Genomic DNA, 15012 nt, shown 5'->3' on the forward strand with positions numbered 1-15012 from the left:
ACTGTGAGGGCCCTCCAGTCCTCGGTCAAGGGGTAGGACACGACTTCCCCGGGCCCTTCCCCTTCGCCCATCCGATCGCGTTCCCGGACCAAAGGCGGTGCTGCATGGCCCAGTTCGACGTTCCCCTCGACGAACTCCGCACCTGGCGCAGCCGATCCGTCGAGCCCTCGGACTTCGACCGGTTCTGGGCACAAACACTGACGCAGGCGCGAACACACGAACTCGACGCCCGCTTCCACCCCGTGGACACGGGCCTGATGACCGTCGATGTGTACGACACGACCTTCGCCGGCTTCGGCGGCCACCCCGTCAAAGGCTGGCTGGTCCTCCCCGCCGGGACGAGTGAAACGCTGCCCGTGGTCGTCGAGTTCGTCGGCTACGGGGGAGGCCGCGGCCTCCCCCACACGCATCTGCTGTGGGCATCAGCGGGCTTCGCCCACTTCGTGATGGACACACGCGGCCAGGGCAGCGGCTGGGCCGCCGGGTCGACAGCGGACCCGGTGGGCAGCGCACCGGCCTATCCCGGTTTTATGACCAGGGGCATCGAGGATCCCTACGCCTACTACTACCGGCGGGTGTTCACCGACGCGGTACGGGCCGTGGAGGCAGCCCGGTCCCACCCGCGCACGGACGCGACACGCACGGCGGCGGTGGGGGTGAGCCAGGGCGGCGGGATCACACTGGCGGTGGGCGCGCTCGTGCCGGACCTGGTGGCGATCGCGCCGGACGTCCCGTTCCTGTGCGACTTCCCACGGGCCACCACGATCACGGACCGCGCACCGTACCGGGAGGTGGGCCACTATCTCAACACGCACCGGGGCAGTGTGGAACGGGTCCGGAGCACGCTGGCCTACTTCGACGGTGTGCACTTCGCGGCCCGGGGGCGAGCGCCGGCGCTGTTCTCGGCGGCCCTCGAGGATCTGACGTGCCCGCCGTCGACGGTGTTCGCGGCCTTCAACGCCTATGCAGGCCCGCACAAGGCGATCGAGGTCTACGACTTCAACGGCCACGAAGGCGGCGGTCCGCATCAGCAGGCGGTTCAACTGCGGTGGCTGGCAGGGCGCGTGGCGGCGGACTCCAGAGGGTCTCCTGGATACGACAGACCCACTTGAAAGCCGACCGCTTCCTCGCCTGCACCAGCATCGCCTGCACCTTCATCTGCTACGGCGTGGCACCGCACACCACCAGGACGGGACCCATACCGGCCCGCCAACCCGCGGCCCGGCCTCCTCAACACCGCAGACCAGACCTGCTGGAACACCGTGCGCCCGCTCCTGCTGCCCTGACCCGTCCGATCCCTCTGGGGCAGCCCGGCCGACAGCGGCTCCCGAAACTCATCAACATCGACCTTCCGCCGAGCATGCAGCACGGTCGGTGCTCGGGGTGCCCGGTGGAACCACCCGCAAGCGCCTTCCACCAGTCTCGTGGGAAGCACGGAGCTGCGGCACATCGTCGTGGTACCTGTCCACGAGCGAAAGGCACTGCACTACCTGAGGCCCGTCGACCGGCCGGACATACCCACCGGCGAACCAAGAACCTCGTCCACCCCGGTCGCTTGGGCCCTTCGGCCCAAGGGCGTCAAACTGTCAGTAGGCCCGCCGGCACCGAGCGAAGGACGACATTATGAGCGAGAAGGCCCGGAAACTGTTCGATGCACTCGATCTCAACCAGGACGGCACGCTGACACTCTTCGAGGTCGTCGCGGCCATGCGCACGAAGGGCCCTACCCTCGCCGCCAGAGGAGATCTGCCGTTCTGGGGCGTAGGGGACGCGGACGCTTCCGCGGCCCTCTTCGACGCCGCCGACCAGAACGGAGACAAGGTGCTCACGTACGAGGAGTTCGCCACGGTGGTCGACCGCCGCTTCGGCTGGTAGCCACGACGCGTCGCGCCCGTGTGAAGGCTCGATACATCACGTAGGCGGCCCGCAACGGTGGCCGAGCAGCTGGCTTCGACGCGGAATCAGGCGTCGCGGAGGCCATCGGTGCCAACCCGGAGGCCCTCAAGACTGCTGCTGGCTTCGGCCGGCGGGAACCGCGTGCCCGTGATCGCCAAGCTGGTGGCGGCCGGCGAGGACACCGTGCGCGACATTCATTCACCCCTTCAACGAGATCGTTCAGGCCTTGTCTGGACCCTCAGTGGACGGGAGGCCGTCCCCACCTGCTCAGTCCTGACGACGAGGGTGCCCATCTCGTCTCTTGCCCTGGCTGGTTCGGGCTCGCGCCGCACTCCACGGCCTGGCTCCGTCCTCAGCCGGCGATGAGGTCGAACTCATTGCCTTCAGGGTCGGCGAACGTCGTCTAGCGGGCGGAGCCCCTCCGACGAGCCACGAACGGTGCCAGGTGCGTAACAACTGTCGCCCCTGGTGGCCCTTGGGGCGTAAGTGGCTGGTGGGGCGGGTCATCATGTTGGCGGTTGACTCGCGCGGACCTCCGCGGGATGGACGCCGACCAGTCGATTCTCACGGGGGAGACTTCTCGATGCCCACACGCCCTGCTGCTCTTGCCGCCGCCGTCGGCTGCCTCATCATGGCCACTGCCTGCGGAGGCGGCGGGACGTCCTCGGCGACGCAAACGACCTCGCCGTCCCAGTCGAGCGCATCGCCGACCGCCGTCGTATCGCCGCCCGTCGCCCCTCCGTCCCATGTCGACAACGGCACGACGCTGCGATCGCCGGCCGCGGGGAAGAGCGCGGTGGTCGAGATACCGCACCCCACGGGGAGCGGTTACCTCAAAGCCACGCTCGTCGGTGTCACCAAGGGCTCGTGGAAGGACATCCCCGGCCACGATCCGGACAACCCGGACAACGACAAGCTGACTCCCTACTACGTGACGTTCGAGTTCACGAATGTCGGTGGCACAGGCATTCGCCGGGGGCGAGTCAACGCTGCGACGCAGCTCCAAGTCGTCAGTCGTCATGAGGGCTTGATGCTGGCCACCTCCGACAAGTTGATGTCGGACAAGCAGATGGAGCATTTCGGCCCGTGCACCCGACCGGCAGGGGACTCCGAGATCAAGATCGAGCCGGGTCAGACCCTCCGCGAATGCCGCGCGTTCGCGACGGAGAACTACGAACCTCCCCTCGCCGCCGTGATACTCCCGACCTTGGACATCAACGCCGCCAACATCAACGTCACATGGATGCTGCGGAAGCAATGACCTGACTGGTGCGCCGCGTTCGGGATCAACCGTCACTCAGTACAGCCGTGCGTACGCGCCCCAGCCCGTACCGATCGTCACCGTCGCCCCGAACCCGCCCGCGGCGTTGCCCTCGTTCCGCAGCAGCCTGCCGTCCGCGTGCCGCGACACCAGGTCCGGGTAGCCGTCCCGGGTCACATCACCGACCACCATCATCTCCCGGCGCCCGGCACCCCAGTCCCGGAGGAGCAGCTTGCGGGGAAGGAACTTCCCGCCCCCGAGGCCGTCGTAGCGCCAGACCTCGCCGCCGCTGTCCCTGGCCACCAGATCGCCGATACCGTCACCGGTCAGATCGGCCGCGCCCATGATGGTGTAGCCGTTCCAGCCGGATCCGATCAGCACCGGCCTGCCGTAGCCGGTCACCCCCGCATTGCCGGGGTACAGATAGAGACGACCGGTCGACGCCTGCCGCGCGATCAGATCGGGCGTCCGGAACACATCGTTGTCGGCCGCCGGGACGATCGCATCGAAACCACCCCAGCCCGCGCCCACCAAGGTGCGCGGAGTGGTCGGGGTGACACGGTTGCCGCAGCCCGGGGCGTACCGCCAGAGGTTGCCGTCCGGGGTACGGGCCACCACGTCGCCGCAGCCGTCACCGGTCAGGTCCCCCGCGGAGACGAAGCGGGTGAGCGGGTCCCAGCCGGTGGAGGTCCACGAACCGCTGTCCCTGGAGAGATGGTGGATGGCGAGCTTGCCGCCGGTCGTCATGGAGAACATCTCGCCGTAGCCGTCGGCATCGGTGTCCCGGAACGCGCTGCGTCCGCCACCGTCCCTGGTCAGCGACAGCGAACCGCTCGTCAGGTCCCGTTCCCCGGTGCCGTCGCCCGCGTCGACGCTGAGCGTCCAGGTGTACGCGCCGCCGGGCACCGGGGAGCCGTTGGAGTCCGATCCGTTCCAACCGGCCCGCACCGAGGCGCCCTCCCGGTCCCGGCCACGGATCTCCTTCACCACGTTGCCGTACGGATCCTTGATGGTGACGGTCCAGGACGCCGCGGGACGGCTGAGCCGCCAGTCGCCCTGCCAGGGGCCGAACCCGGCCTCGGGCGCCAGGTCGGTCACCACGACCGGCTGGCGCGGCACGGTCACCGGCCTGATGTGGATCCTTCCTTCGGTGTCGGTGAACGCCACATGACCGCCGAACCGGTCGACGTCCCAGGCTCCCGCCGACACATCGGAGGCGAAGGTCTGCTCCACATACGGGAACCCGCCGCCCTTGTGGAAGTCAACCAGCTCCATTCGGCGCGCCAACGGCTCGTGCCAGACCAGGAAGCCGTCACCCAGCCGGACGCCGTCCTGCGAAGGCACCGCGATGTTCTTCCGGGTCCTGAAGTCCCACACCCCTGCCTTGGTGACCCCCGCGCAGCGCCAGTACAGCCACCGCCCCACCACTTGCAGCTCGTCCGCCGTACATCCCATCCCGAGGTCGATGTCCGCGGACTCCGTGCGGGTCTTCAGCTCGAACGACCTGACCGTGCCGGGCCGTTCCCCCCGGGCCCACACGGTGGTACCCCACACGGACGCCGGACGGCCATCGGCTATGTACTGCGCGCCGGGGTCCCCGTCGAAGTCGCCCACACGGGTGTCGAAGCCGTCGTAGACGGCGATGTACCGCCCGGCCGCCGAGGTCACCCGGTCCTGCCGCCGCTCGGGCTGCAGCGTGACCTGCTTCGGTTTCCGCGTGCCGCCCACCGACTGGTCGACGCCCCACGGATCCTGATAGCCGATCCGGCCGTCGCCGAGCCCCCACAGCCGGGAGTCGAAGTCCGAGCAGAACTGCCCGGGCTCCTCGGGACACGGATAGTTGTTCCAGAAGTTGTCCACGACCAGGCGGCGCGGCCCGGCGGTCGGCGAACCGGTGACGGCGAGGTCGTACTCGTACAGGCTGCGCATGGGCTCGGATTCGGCCCAGCCGGTGACATGCAGCCGCCCACCGGCCAGCGCCAGGCCCTCGGGAGGGACGACACGGCCGCCCCTGATGCCCAGGGTGATGACCACGTCCTCGGCCGTCCCGGTGTCGGCCGTCCCGGCAACCGCCGTCCTGGCAACCGCCGGGATGGCCGACACCAGGGAGGCGCCCATGGCCAGCGCGGAGGCGATCACAAGAGTGGTGCGGGTTCTGCGTCCGGAGCTCTTCATCCCGATCCCCCATCGAGCGGTTCCGTCGTTTCGGTACGTACGACAGAGCGAACCGCCGATTGGTTGTACAGCGCCTGGAACTGAATCGGCACGTACGGCATGGGACGGCGACGGGACGCCCAGCGTGGCCCGCAAGCCATGGCAGGTTGGCGGCGCTGCCTGCGACCACGTCCCCGAACCCGACCGACAGCGGCCCGATGCGCAAGCTCTGAACCGCTGTCTACTCGGCGAGCAACGCCGCAAGACGGGCGGCCGTCCGCTCGCCCGCCCGCTGCTTGATCAAGCCTTCCTTGGCAGCCGCACGAAGCCTGACCTCCGAGCGGTTCTCCCCGCCCTTCGTCACCAGCGCAGTGACCACGACAGGGTTCATGCCGCCAAACCCACCGTCGGCAACCACACGGATCGTCTGTTGCTCCCCGCCAGGTTCAACAGGCACAGGATCGACTGTCCGTCCCGCCTGTTCGAGCAGTCTGGCGACGCGCTCGACGGCACCTTCGAATGGCAAGGGGACGACGAGGTCGATCTCGTGCACGTTCTTCTTCATCCTCTTGGCCACGAACCGGGTCAAGCGACCGCCGCCCCCAGCAAGAGCAGCCAGCCCATCGGCCAGAAGCTCGTCCTCACTCTGGTGCACTCGCCCTCCATCCCCCGCCTCAATCACTCCGATCCCCATGCAATCAGAAAGTTGAGCGTGAGGACGCCTTGTGCGGGGCGGTGGAGGCACCTTGGACCGGATCGCCCGGGCGGCGGCGAATACCTGGCAGGGCGCGCCTGGCGGGCGTACGGTCCGCTGCCGAGGAGCGAGCCCGATAGGGGCGCGCACCCTCGGCCGTGCGAGACAGCGCGATCGTGCTTGGGTCACTGAACTCGCCGGGGCTGAATCCTTGTTGCCGCTGCTCTTGGCTCCCTCATATCCTGGGTTTCAACGCGTCGAAGGAGACGAGTAGCGGCGGGATCACGCGAGCCGAGAGAGCTGCCGGTAGGTGTGAAGGCAGTCTCGCGCCCCTGGCGAAGACACTCCTGAGCGCGGGGAGGAACGGCCCTGCGGCCTAATGCCCCGCCGGCCGGCCCCCGTCATCGGGCACGAATGAGGCCGCCGCTGTCTGGCGGCGGCGAAGGCGTGGTGGCACCGCGAGTACCCTTCTCGCCCACGCTCCCAAGGGATCATGACGACGCCCCTGGGAGGGCTGCGATGATCCACACCACTAGCCGCGTATTGGTCTCTGACCTGCGAGAACACGTCGGCGAAACCGTTTCGATCTCCGGCTGGGTGAACACTCTCCGCCTCCAGCGCAAGATGCAGTTCGTCCTTGTACGGGACCACACCGGCATCGCCCAGGTGACCCACAAGCGCGACGACGGCGAGCTGGAAGAGCAGTTGGAGCACCTGACCACCGAGTCCGCTGTCCGGCTCGTCGGCCGCGTGGTCGACAACCCGATCGTGAAGCTCGGCGGCCTCGAGATCATCCCTGAATCGGTCGAGGTCCTGAACCGGGCCGAGACACCGCTGCCGATCGACGAGCACACAGGGATGGAGCAGCGCCTGGACTGGCGCTTCCTCGACATCCGCCGTCGCCCGGCGGCGCAGCTGATGTTCGCCGTGCAGACGACGTTCGAGCAGGGTATGCGCGAGTACGCGTACGCGCAGGGCTGCACGGAGATGCACACCCCGAAGCTGATGGGCACTGCCTCGGAGTCGGGTGCGGAGGTCTTCAAGCTCGGCTATTTCGACAGCTCGGCCTATCTGGCGCAGTCGCCGCAGTTCTTCAAGCAGATGGCGATCTCTGCGGGCATCGACCGGGTCTTCGAGATCGGTCCTGTCTTCCGTGCCGAGCCTTCGTTCACGTCCCGGCATGCCACCGAGTTCACCGGTGTGGATGCAGAGCTGGCGTGGATCTCGGACGTCGAGGACGTGATGGTGTTCGAGGAGGAGATGCTCGCTCACGCCCTCACCAAGGTCGCCGACGTGCATGGCGAGGCGGTCCGGGAACTGTTCGGCGTCGAGGTCGTGGTGCCGCAGACGCCGTTCCCGCGAATCACCATGGCCGAGGCCCAGCAGATCCTGCGGACCAAGGGCTGGGACACCGACGGTGTGAAGGAAGACCTCGACCCGGAGGGCGAGCGCGGTATTGCCGCGCACATCCGGGAGCGGACGGGGCATGAGTTCGTGTTCGTCACCCACTACCCGACGAGCATCCGGCCCTTCTATCACATGCGTCCCGCGGACCGGCCGGACCTCACCCTCAGCTTCGACCTGCTGTGGAAGGGCCTGGAGGTCACCACCGGCGCGCAGCGCGAGCACCGCTACGACGTGCTCCTCAAGCAGGCCGCGGAGAAGGGCATGAACACCGAGCCGCTGCAGGACTACTTGAACGCGTTCCGGTTCGGGTGCCCACCGCACGGCGGTCTCGGCATGGGGCTGGGCCGGGTGCTGATGGTGATGCTCGGCCTCAATTCGATCCGCGAAGCGACGTTCTTGTTCCGTGGCCCGAACCGGCTCACTCCATAGGGAGGTTCGTGGACTGCTGACGTTGCAAGGAGCAGCACATGACCAAGAAGTCCACCCTGGCGGCGCTCACAGCCGCCGCCTGCCTCGGCCTCACTCTCGCCGCACCGGCAGCCCAGGCGGCACCCCGGAACGCCTGGCAGATGCAGTGCACGGACAGCGCCAACAGCGTCCTGGTCACCGCCCAGACAGTCGGCAGCGGTGCGTCCACTGCGAAGTACGACGTCAGCCTGTCCACCTTCGACAAGAAGAACGACGGCCACGCCCCGTACGTGCGGCTCAAGTCCCTGAACAACCGGAGCCCCATCCCGCGATGCCGGGCGGCCAATTGCGCAAGCCCGCTCCTAGGAACGCGAACACGTTCGGTCCGGATCGGTTAACACCGCCGCCAAAGCGCACGGCCCCCGTTCTCCCGGCACCACCCGACAGACACAGGCGGCGCGGACCACACGCCGCTGTGCGCGGCCGACGCGGTTGAAGGACCCCCGGGACCGAATCCGGAGGCGGATTCCGCCAGATCGGCTCCGAGCCTGCTCTCTGGCCACGCGCACGGCGAGACCGCGGGGCCTCCGCACGTCGAGGCGCATGAAGCCGGAGAAGCCCTGCGGTGATCCCGCCGACCGTCCGCAGGCCGTCTCGCCGGCCGGATGCGACGGCCGGTCTCGTCACTGGCCCGGTGACGGTTGGGTTGCAGGGCCTCAGGTCGCCGTACCGCGTGGCCGAGTTGCCTCGTTGGGTGGGTATGGACACCGTCGGCGAGGATCTGATTCCGGTTCCCGATGACCGGCCAGCCGGTGACTGCTGGGTTGCTCCCCGGGTGCGTGACGAGGACAGCGGCTTGCCAAGCGGGCAACTACGGGAGGCTGATGCCCGGGCTCGGTGCGCAGCTGCGTTGAGTGAACGTTCCTCTGCGGTTTGGGTGGTCCCTCCGGGACTCCCTCCCCGTCCGGCAGGGCCCGCCGGGTAACCACATGGTCGGCCCCGCAACCTCGGCCGTAGGCCCCGTATACAACGTCAGTGGCTGGTCAGCACCATCCGGAAGCGGGCGGCGCCGGACATCATCTTTTGGTACGCCTCATCGGCCTGGTCCAGCGGCACGATCTCGGTCATCGGACGGATCCCGTGCAGGGCGCTGAACGCCATGGTGTCCTGCACGTCCTGCGCGGTGCCGGACGGGTGGCCGCGGATGATCCTGCCGCTCATGAGCAGCTGGTTCGGGCTGATTCCCAGCGGCTCGGCGTCCGCGCCGATGACCACCAGCTCGCCGCGGGGGCGGAGGCCTTCCAGAGTCGCCGTGGTGGCGTCGGAGTTGGCGGCGGTGGCCAGGACTACCCTGGCGCCGCCGAGGGACTGCAGCGCGTCTGCGACGGTGGTGTCCGCCGTGCTGTCGATGTAGTGGTGCGCGCCGAGTTGCTTGGCGAAGTCGGCCTTGTGGGATCCGCGGGCGATGGCCACGGTCTCGAAGCCCATGGCGGCCGCATACTTCACCCCCAGGTGGCCGAGGCCGCCGATGCCCAGTACGGCGACCAGATCGCCCGGCCGTGCGGAGCTGCGCCGCAGCCCGTTGTACGTGGTCACCCCGGCGCAGCCCAACGGCGCTGCATCGGTCGGCGCCAGCGCGTCGGGTATACGGGCCAGGGCATCGGCCGGTGCGATCACCGCCTCGGCGTAACCCCCGTCGTAAGCCCAGCCGGGGACCTTCAGGCTCTCGCACACGACGAAGTCGCCCTGTCTGCAGGGCGTGCAGTGGCCGCAGCTGCCGCCGAACCAGCCCACCGCCACCCGGTCGCCCACCTGCCAGCCGCCGTACGTTCCCTCGCCGAGCTCCTCGATGCGCCCGGCAATCTCGTGCCCGGGGACCAGCGGAAACCGGACGCCCGGCACCATGGCGTTCACGAAGACGGCGTCGCTGTGGCAGATGCCGCAGGCGTCCACGGCGATCCGTACGTGGCCGGGGCCCGGTTGCGGTACCTCACGCTCGACGACCTCGAACGGAGTGCCGACGGCGGCCACCTGCGCGACTCGATAGGTGCTCATCTGGATCTCTCCCGCTCAGCACGACGGGCCTCCCACAGCCAGCACACCAGCTCGGGCCCGATCACGCGGGCCGAGTCACATGAGCACCCGGCTGTCTCTCGCGAACCTTCGCCGACCACCCGAGTGGGTCAAGGACATCTAGTAGGCCTTCGCCACCGAGCCGGGCTGCCGGATGTCCCCCACACCCGGCAGCCCCCCTCTCCTAGGAGCCCTTGTAGGAACCGATCGGGGTCGCGGTTCCGCAGGACGAAGAGCCCAGTTTCTGCACGGCCGAGATCTTGTCGTGGAGGCCGAACCAGTCACCGAGCTTCGACACCGAATACCCCGGCCGTACGCAGTACCTGGCTCCCCGGTTGTAAGCGTCGACGTACACGTACCAGGAGACGCTGTTGCGGTTCCACAGCGAGTCGAACCGGTCGTTGTCGCCGCCGAGGGCCGGTGCGGAGGCCGTGTAGGCGGTGAAAATGCCGGCGTAGTTGTCGTCGGACCATGCGCACAGGCGGTTGTCGGCACACTGGCCGGCACTCGCCGACGCGGGCGCCTGAGCCGTGGCGAAGGCGATCCCTGCGGCGCCCAGGAGGACCGCCGCACGTTCCAGTGCGCGGCGCGGGCGGGACTTCCCACTCGGTGACGTCGTCGAAGCAGTCATGCACGTACTCCTCTTCTTCGGCCCAGTGCCGGAAACGTCACGAATGCTGCGGGCGACCGGGCGTCGTTGGCCACGCCCTTAAGTCACGGCTTAAGGGGCGGCCGGCCACCGGCGCGCTCTCAGGCCCCGCCCAGAAGTTCCCGGCCCAGTGCGGACGTCACATGCAGCACGGATCCACCGCGCCGGATGGTCGTGATGAGACCCGCGCCGCGCAGCGCCTTCGCGTGCTGGCTGGCCGCTGCCGGCGTGACGCCGAGCCGCCCGGCGAGCTCGGTGGTGCCGCAGCCCTCTGCGACGATGCGCAGCGCGGCGGCCCGGGTGCGCCCCAGCAGGGCGCCCAGAGCCTCGTCGGCGGCGGGTCCCTGGCCGCGCCACAGCGCGGAGCCGGACGCCGGATCGGTCACCGCCGGTACGGTCAGCCGGGGCACCGCCTCGTCGTCGTACGGGTCGTACAGCAGGCTGAGCTCGCGCCATGAGAACACGGTCGGCACGAGGACCAGGCCTCGCCCGCCCAGGTGGACTTCGACGGGGCGGGGGTGTCGCACCTCCAGCACAGGCGGGCGCCAGCGCACCAGCGGTGGGCACAGGGAGGCCAGCATGCCTTCGACGCCTTCTTCCAGGAACGTACGGGCGTAGTGCGCGCGTACCGCGTCGAGTCGCGACCGGGAGGCGGACCAGTACGGCCCGACGGTCACCCGATGACAGGCCACGAGGGCCGCCGCCAGCTGCCGTCGGGCCTCGGCATCCCCATCGGCGACGCTCCGCGCCCAGGAGGAGTGGACGGAGGCGAAGGCGACTGCCTCCAGCTCGCGGCGTACGCGAGTGCGCGGTGCCCTCAGCAGCCCGTCGACGGCGTGGTCGATGTCGGGCGAGTCCCCGGCCAGCGCCAGCAGGTCGAGCCCGGGGCCGTAAGCCGGCAACAACGTGGTGAGCGGCTTGGCGTCCGCCGCCAATTGCCCGGCCACCGTCGCGCGCCATCTTTGGAAGGGAACCGCGCAGGAGCGCCTGCTCAGCATCTCCAGGCTGTAATAGGTCTCCGCCGCGGCCCCGATCGTGGTGGCCACTCGGGTGCGGGCGAGATCGTCGGCGGTGAAATGAATACGCAACACCACTGACCCCCGTCACGGTGCGGCGACACAGGCGGATTCGGCGTCACTCGCGGCGGCCGCTTCTACGGCGACGAGAGAATTGTCAGGTGTTCCCAGCGGTCCTTCAACGGCGTTTCCGGACCTTCCACGCGTCGGTGGGCGGCCAGTTCGCATGCTGTGCCGGCGGTGCGCGTCACGTGGGCGCGCCCATGAACATCCCGGGGGCCTCGTGGCCACCACCGGCAGGTCGCGACGCTGCAAGGAGTCCCGTCAGGAGCTGATGTCGTATGCCTTGGAGCAGGCTGCCTGGGCGCCGTTGCTGACGCACAGCTTCATGACGAACGTGTGGTCCTCGGGCAGGTCGCCACCCTTGCACGTGCGGGAGGGTGCGGGCTTCCCGCTGCTGCTGACGATCCGGTTGGCGCTGATCCCTGCCTTGGCGTAGTAGCCGTCGCTGCGGTCGTCGGTGACGCACAGGCGGTCGCCCGGTCCTCCGGAGGCGGGCGGGTCCTGGATCCACTCGGCGGTGGCGGCGTACTCACCGTTGATGTAGGCGGTGATCTGACGGCCGTTGCCGTAGTAGAACGAATCGAAGGTGATGCTGGCGGCGCTCGCGGGAGTGGCTCCTCCGATCAGAAGCGTTCCGACGAGCATGGATCCAGCAGTGGCCAGGGTCCCCATACGGGCAGCCAAACGCATGTGTAACGACTCCTTCCAGGCGGCTCGAACCCTTGCTCGAACCGTGTGGAGTCAATGATCTCGACAAGGGAGGCGGGAGTCGTTAGCACAGGGTCCACAGTCCACTGAGCAATGCGTCAACTTCCCTGGCGGGGGCTTCCCGTAGTCCGGGGGGTGCCCCCATGCGCTGCCGGCGTGTGGTCATCGGGGGTCGGCGGCCGCCCCGGGTCACGAACGGGACGGCCGATGTCGGATGACCAATGAGGCCGCACGCGTTCGACGAAGCCCGTGAAGTCACTCCGCAGATACCGAGAATCGGACGGCTTCAGCCTGATCTGCCGACGGCTGTCAACCCACCAGATCTCGAACTCGGCAACCGTGCCTTCCGCCGGCCAGTCTTCACTCTGTTCTGGCAACAACAGGCAGTCGACAAAGCCTCCGACGCTCAAGCCGATGTCCACGAAGATCCCGATCGCACCGGGCGAGGGAACCTTCACAACGGTGCCCTCGAAAACCTGCCCGAAGCGCAAGTCTCGACGAATCCGAGCCCACTCGGCGTCTCCCACCACGGAATGCATCATCCCACCAGGTTCCGACCGTGAGTAGCGGAACTCAGCGTGGAGCTCTGCGCGTCATGACGGGGAGGGGCCGGCGTTCCAGTGCTGGTCGCCGGCCGCGCCGGTCGGGGCGAAGCCGAGCGGGCTGCCTTCGGAGCCTGCCAGGGGTTCAAGGGCGAAGTCCGGTGCGATCTGGGGGTGTATGGCTCCTGCGCCGTCGACGGTGAAGAGCAGGTTCAGGCCGTTCTTGCCGTTGACGGAGGCGCAGGACCAGATGCCGGCGCCGCGGTCGGTGTCGCCGCGTGAGTCGAGGCAGAAGGCGGGGTCGGCGTTGCTGTGCAGGAGGCCGGTGGAGTCCAGAGTCCACTGCTGGGTTTCGGCGCCGTTGCAGGTGGCGGTGATGACGTCCGTACGGTTGGCCATCACGCCGTCTGCGATGTCCAGGCACAGCCCGGACGCCGCGTTGACGACCTGGGTGTAGCCGCCTCCGGGGGCGAACGGCGCCGGCCGGGGCGGGAGGCTCTTCGACGGGGCGGCTGCCGGGGGCTTGGGGGCGGGCGGGGTGGTGGGGTTCGGCGTGGGTGAGGGCTTCTTCGACGCCTCCGGGGTGGGGCTCGGCGACGGAGCGGCGGGGGCGGGCAGGGCGGCGGTGGGCCAGGCCTGCTCGGGCGGGGGCTTCTGGGCGCTGCCGCGGGCCGGGTCGGTGTCCTCGGAGGCGGTCGCCATCAACGTGCCGGCGGCGACGGCGACCACGGCCGCCACGGCTATGAGGACGAGGGTCCGTGAGGGCCGTCTCGCGCCCGGTGCAGCACCGATCGTGCCGCTGCGCGCCGTCACGCTGGTGTGCGGCGGCTGCGGGGGGAACGCCGGCAGGCCGGCCGTGGCCTGGAACCGGTCGGGCTGGGCCGCTACGGCATCGAGGAGGCCGCGTGCCGGACCGTGGGAGGCATAGGCCGCTCCGCCCCATCCGAGCAGACCCTCGGCAAAAACGGTCCGGGGGTCCTCGTCCATCCGCGTCAGCTGGGCCATCAGCCTGGTGCAGCTGGGGCATTGGGTGAGGTGGAGCGTCAGGTCCTCGCTGCGCCGCCGGTCCCCCGGCCGGGCCGCCGCCTCGATGATGCGGCGGAATCCGAGGCATTTGGGGTCCGCGCCGCGTTCCAAGTAGGCCCGCAGATACGCCTCGCGCATGGCGTCCTGTGCTTTGCTCCGCAGCTCGGGAACGAGTTCGGGGCGGACGCTGAGGAAGGTGGCGACCGTGGCGTCCGGCTCCTGGTCCACCACCGCGTACCAGAGCATGCCCCGTGTCAGCTCGGGCAGCCGGTAGAAGCCGGTGAGCATGGCGGAGGCGCCTTCGAAGCGCACGCTGGCAGGCTCGGGCAGGCCCGGGACGGTGACCGCGGCCGTGACGTCGGCCGTCTCGTCGGTCCATGCGGCGAATTCGGGTGCGAGCCGGTCGCGGCGGCTGCTGAGGGCCCAGCCTGTACCGACCCGCTGAACAAGCGTCAGCACATGGTGGCGCCAGTTGCCGCGGGGCTCGATGCCCCGGCAGGCCTCCTGGGCGGCGAGGCCGAAGGCCTGGACGGCCAGTTGAAGGCCGGCGGCCCGATGGCGTGCGCAGAGCCGGGCGTAGGTCAGGACGGCAGGCAGGTGGCGGCGCTTGAGTTCCTGGACGGCCGGATGGGCGGCGGGGGCACCCGAGCGGATACGTTCGGTGAGCTTCGCGTCCGACAGGGCGGCGTAGAGCGATTGTTCGTCCGCGGGATCCGGACCTGCCTGGCGGAGCTGTGACACCCTTTTGACTCCTCGTTCACGGCGCGACCGACCCGCCAGCCCAGACGGAACACGCCGGTGTTACCAGCGGGAAACAAGAGCCCCATAGTGATGCAGCCGGATCCGCAGCGAAAGGTGTTTCCGCGGGTAAGTCGTCGCGGAGGCCACCCCCGCAGTACCGGTACGCCGCTGCGAGCTTGTGCGCTTGCGTCCTCCTTCGGTTGCAGCCACCGCTGCGGACTCCCCCTCATCCGGATGTCTCCCGGCGCCGGCTGGGCACGGCCGGTCAGTGGCCGACTCTGCGCAAGGTCAGTACGGCCAGGGCCTCGGGATCGCCGGGCCGGTCACTTACTCCGGGAAGCAGAGCCCGGCCCCGGACCGGGACGGTCCGGGGC

13 protein-coding genes and 1 pseudogene are annotated in these 15012 nt (G+C 69.2%); 6 read left to right on the top strand and 8 right to left on the bottom strand.

Annotated elements, in window-relative coordinates; all coding sequences use genetic code 11:
• Positions 1-104: 104 nt before the first annotated feature.
• The 4 genes and pseudogenes from ABZS64_RS26095 (at position 105) to ABZS64_RS26110 (ending at position 3157) form a co-directional block, all read left to right on the top strand.
• Positions 105-1112, top strand: a complete 1008-nt coding sequence (locus tag ABZS64_RS26095; RefSeq protein WP_355834325.1) for an acetylxylan esterase — start codon at positions 105-107, stop codon at positions 1110-1112.
• Positions 1113-1623: 511 nt separating this feature from the next.
• Positions 1624-1875: an EF-hand domain-containing protein gene (locus tag ABZS64_RS26100; protein ID WP_355834328.1), complete on the top strand. Its 252-nt coding sequence runs from the start codon at positions 1624-1626 to the stop codon at positions 1873-1875.
• Between the two features lie 108 nt (positions 1876-1983).
• A pseudogene (locus tag ABZS64_RS26105) lies at positions 1984-2180 on the top strand (helix-turn-helix domain-containing protein); the annotation flags it as partial.
• A gap of 299 nt (positions 2181-2479) precedes the next feature.
• Complete coding sequence (locus ABZS64_RS26110) at positions 2480-3157, top strand: hypothetical protein (protein WP_355834331.1); 678 nt, start codon at positions 2480-2482, stop codon at positions 3155-3157.
• Between the two features lie 36 nt (positions 3158-3193).
• Here ABZS64_RS26110 and ABZS64_RS26115 read toward each other — a convergent pair whose 3' ends face one another.
• Both ABZS64_RS26115 and ABZS64_RS26120 read right to left on the bottom strand, forming a co-directional pair.
• The gene (locus ABZS64_RS26115; protein ID WP_355834333.1) at positions 3194-5332 is read right to left on the bottom strand and encodes a FlgD immunoglobulin-like domain containing protein; all 2139 of its coding nucleotides are present in this window, start codon (positions 5330-5332) and stop codon (positions 3194-3196) included.
• A gap of 220 nt (positions 5333-5552) precedes the next feature.
• Entirely contained in the window at positions 5553-5966 is a 414-nt protein-coding gene (locus tag ABZS64_RS26120) for a hypothetical protein (protein WP_355834336.1), read from the bottom strand.
• A gap of 558 nt (positions 5967-6524) precedes the next feature.
• Here ABZS64_RS26120 and aspS point away from each other — a divergent pair.
• Positions 6525-7841 (top strand): aspartate--tRNA(Asn) ligase, encoded by a 1317-nt coding sequence (aspS, locus tag ABZS64_RS26125; protein WP_355834338.1) that lies wholly within the window; start codon positions 6525-6527, stop codon positions 7839-7841.
• A 38-nt stretch (positions 7842-7879) separates the two neighbouring features.
• Positions 7880-8218, top strand: coding sequence for a hypothetical protein (locus ABZS64_RS26130; protein WP_355834341.1), 339 nt, complete (start codon positions 7880-7882; stop codon positions 8216-8218).
• Positions 8219-8852: 634 nt separating this feature from the next.
• On the opposite strand, the gene ABZS64_RS26135 is transcribed toward ABZS64_RS26130, so the two are convergent.
• From ABZS64_RS26135 to ABZS64_RS26160, 6 genes are all read right to left on the bottom strand, one after another.
• Positions 8853-9875, bottom strand: coding sequence for an alcohol dehydrogenase (locus tag ABZS64_RS26135; protein WP_355834344.1), 1023 nt, complete (start codon positions 9873-9875; stop codon positions 8853-8855).
• A gap of 202 nt (positions 9876-10077) precedes the next feature.
• A complete protein-coding gene (locus ABZS64_RS26140; protein WP_355834347.1) occupies positions 10078-10524 on the bottom strand; it encodes a peptidase inhibitor family I36 protein in 447 nt (148 codons plus the stop codon).
• Between the two features lie 119 nt (positions 10525-10643).
• The gene (locus tag ABZS64_RS26145; protein WP_355834349.1) at positions 10644-11633 is read right to left on the bottom strand and encodes a transcriptional regulator; all 990 of its coding nucleotides are present in this window, start codon (positions 11631-11633) and stop codon (positions 10644-10646) included.
• A gap of 249 nt (positions 11634-11882) precedes the next feature.
• Complete coding sequence (locus tag ABZS64_RS26150) at positions 11883-12311, bottom strand: hypothetical protein (RefSeq protein ID WP_355834352.1); 429 nt, start codon at positions 12309-12311, stop codon at positions 11883-11885.
• A 116-nt stretch (positions 12312-12427) separates the two neighbouring features.
• Positions 12428-12871, bottom strand: a complete 444-nt coding sequence (locus ABZS64_RS26155; RefSeq protein WP_355834356.1) for a hypothetical protein — start codon at positions 12869-12871, stop codon at positions 12428-12430.
• A 51-nt stretch (positions 12872-12922) separates the two neighbouring features.
• The gene (locus tag ABZS64_RS26160; protein ID WP_355834359.1) at positions 12923-14638 is read right to left on the bottom strand and encodes an RICIN domain-containing protein; all 1716 of its coding nucleotides are present in this window, start codon (positions 14636-14638) and stop codon (positions 12923-12925) included.
• Positions 14639-15012: the final 374 nt, after the last annotated feature.

Source organism: Streptomyces sp. NPDC005408 (genome assembly GCF_040606445.1).
Classification (GTDB): Bacteria; Actinomycetota; Actinomycetes; order Streptomycetales; family Streptomycetaceae; genus Streptomyces.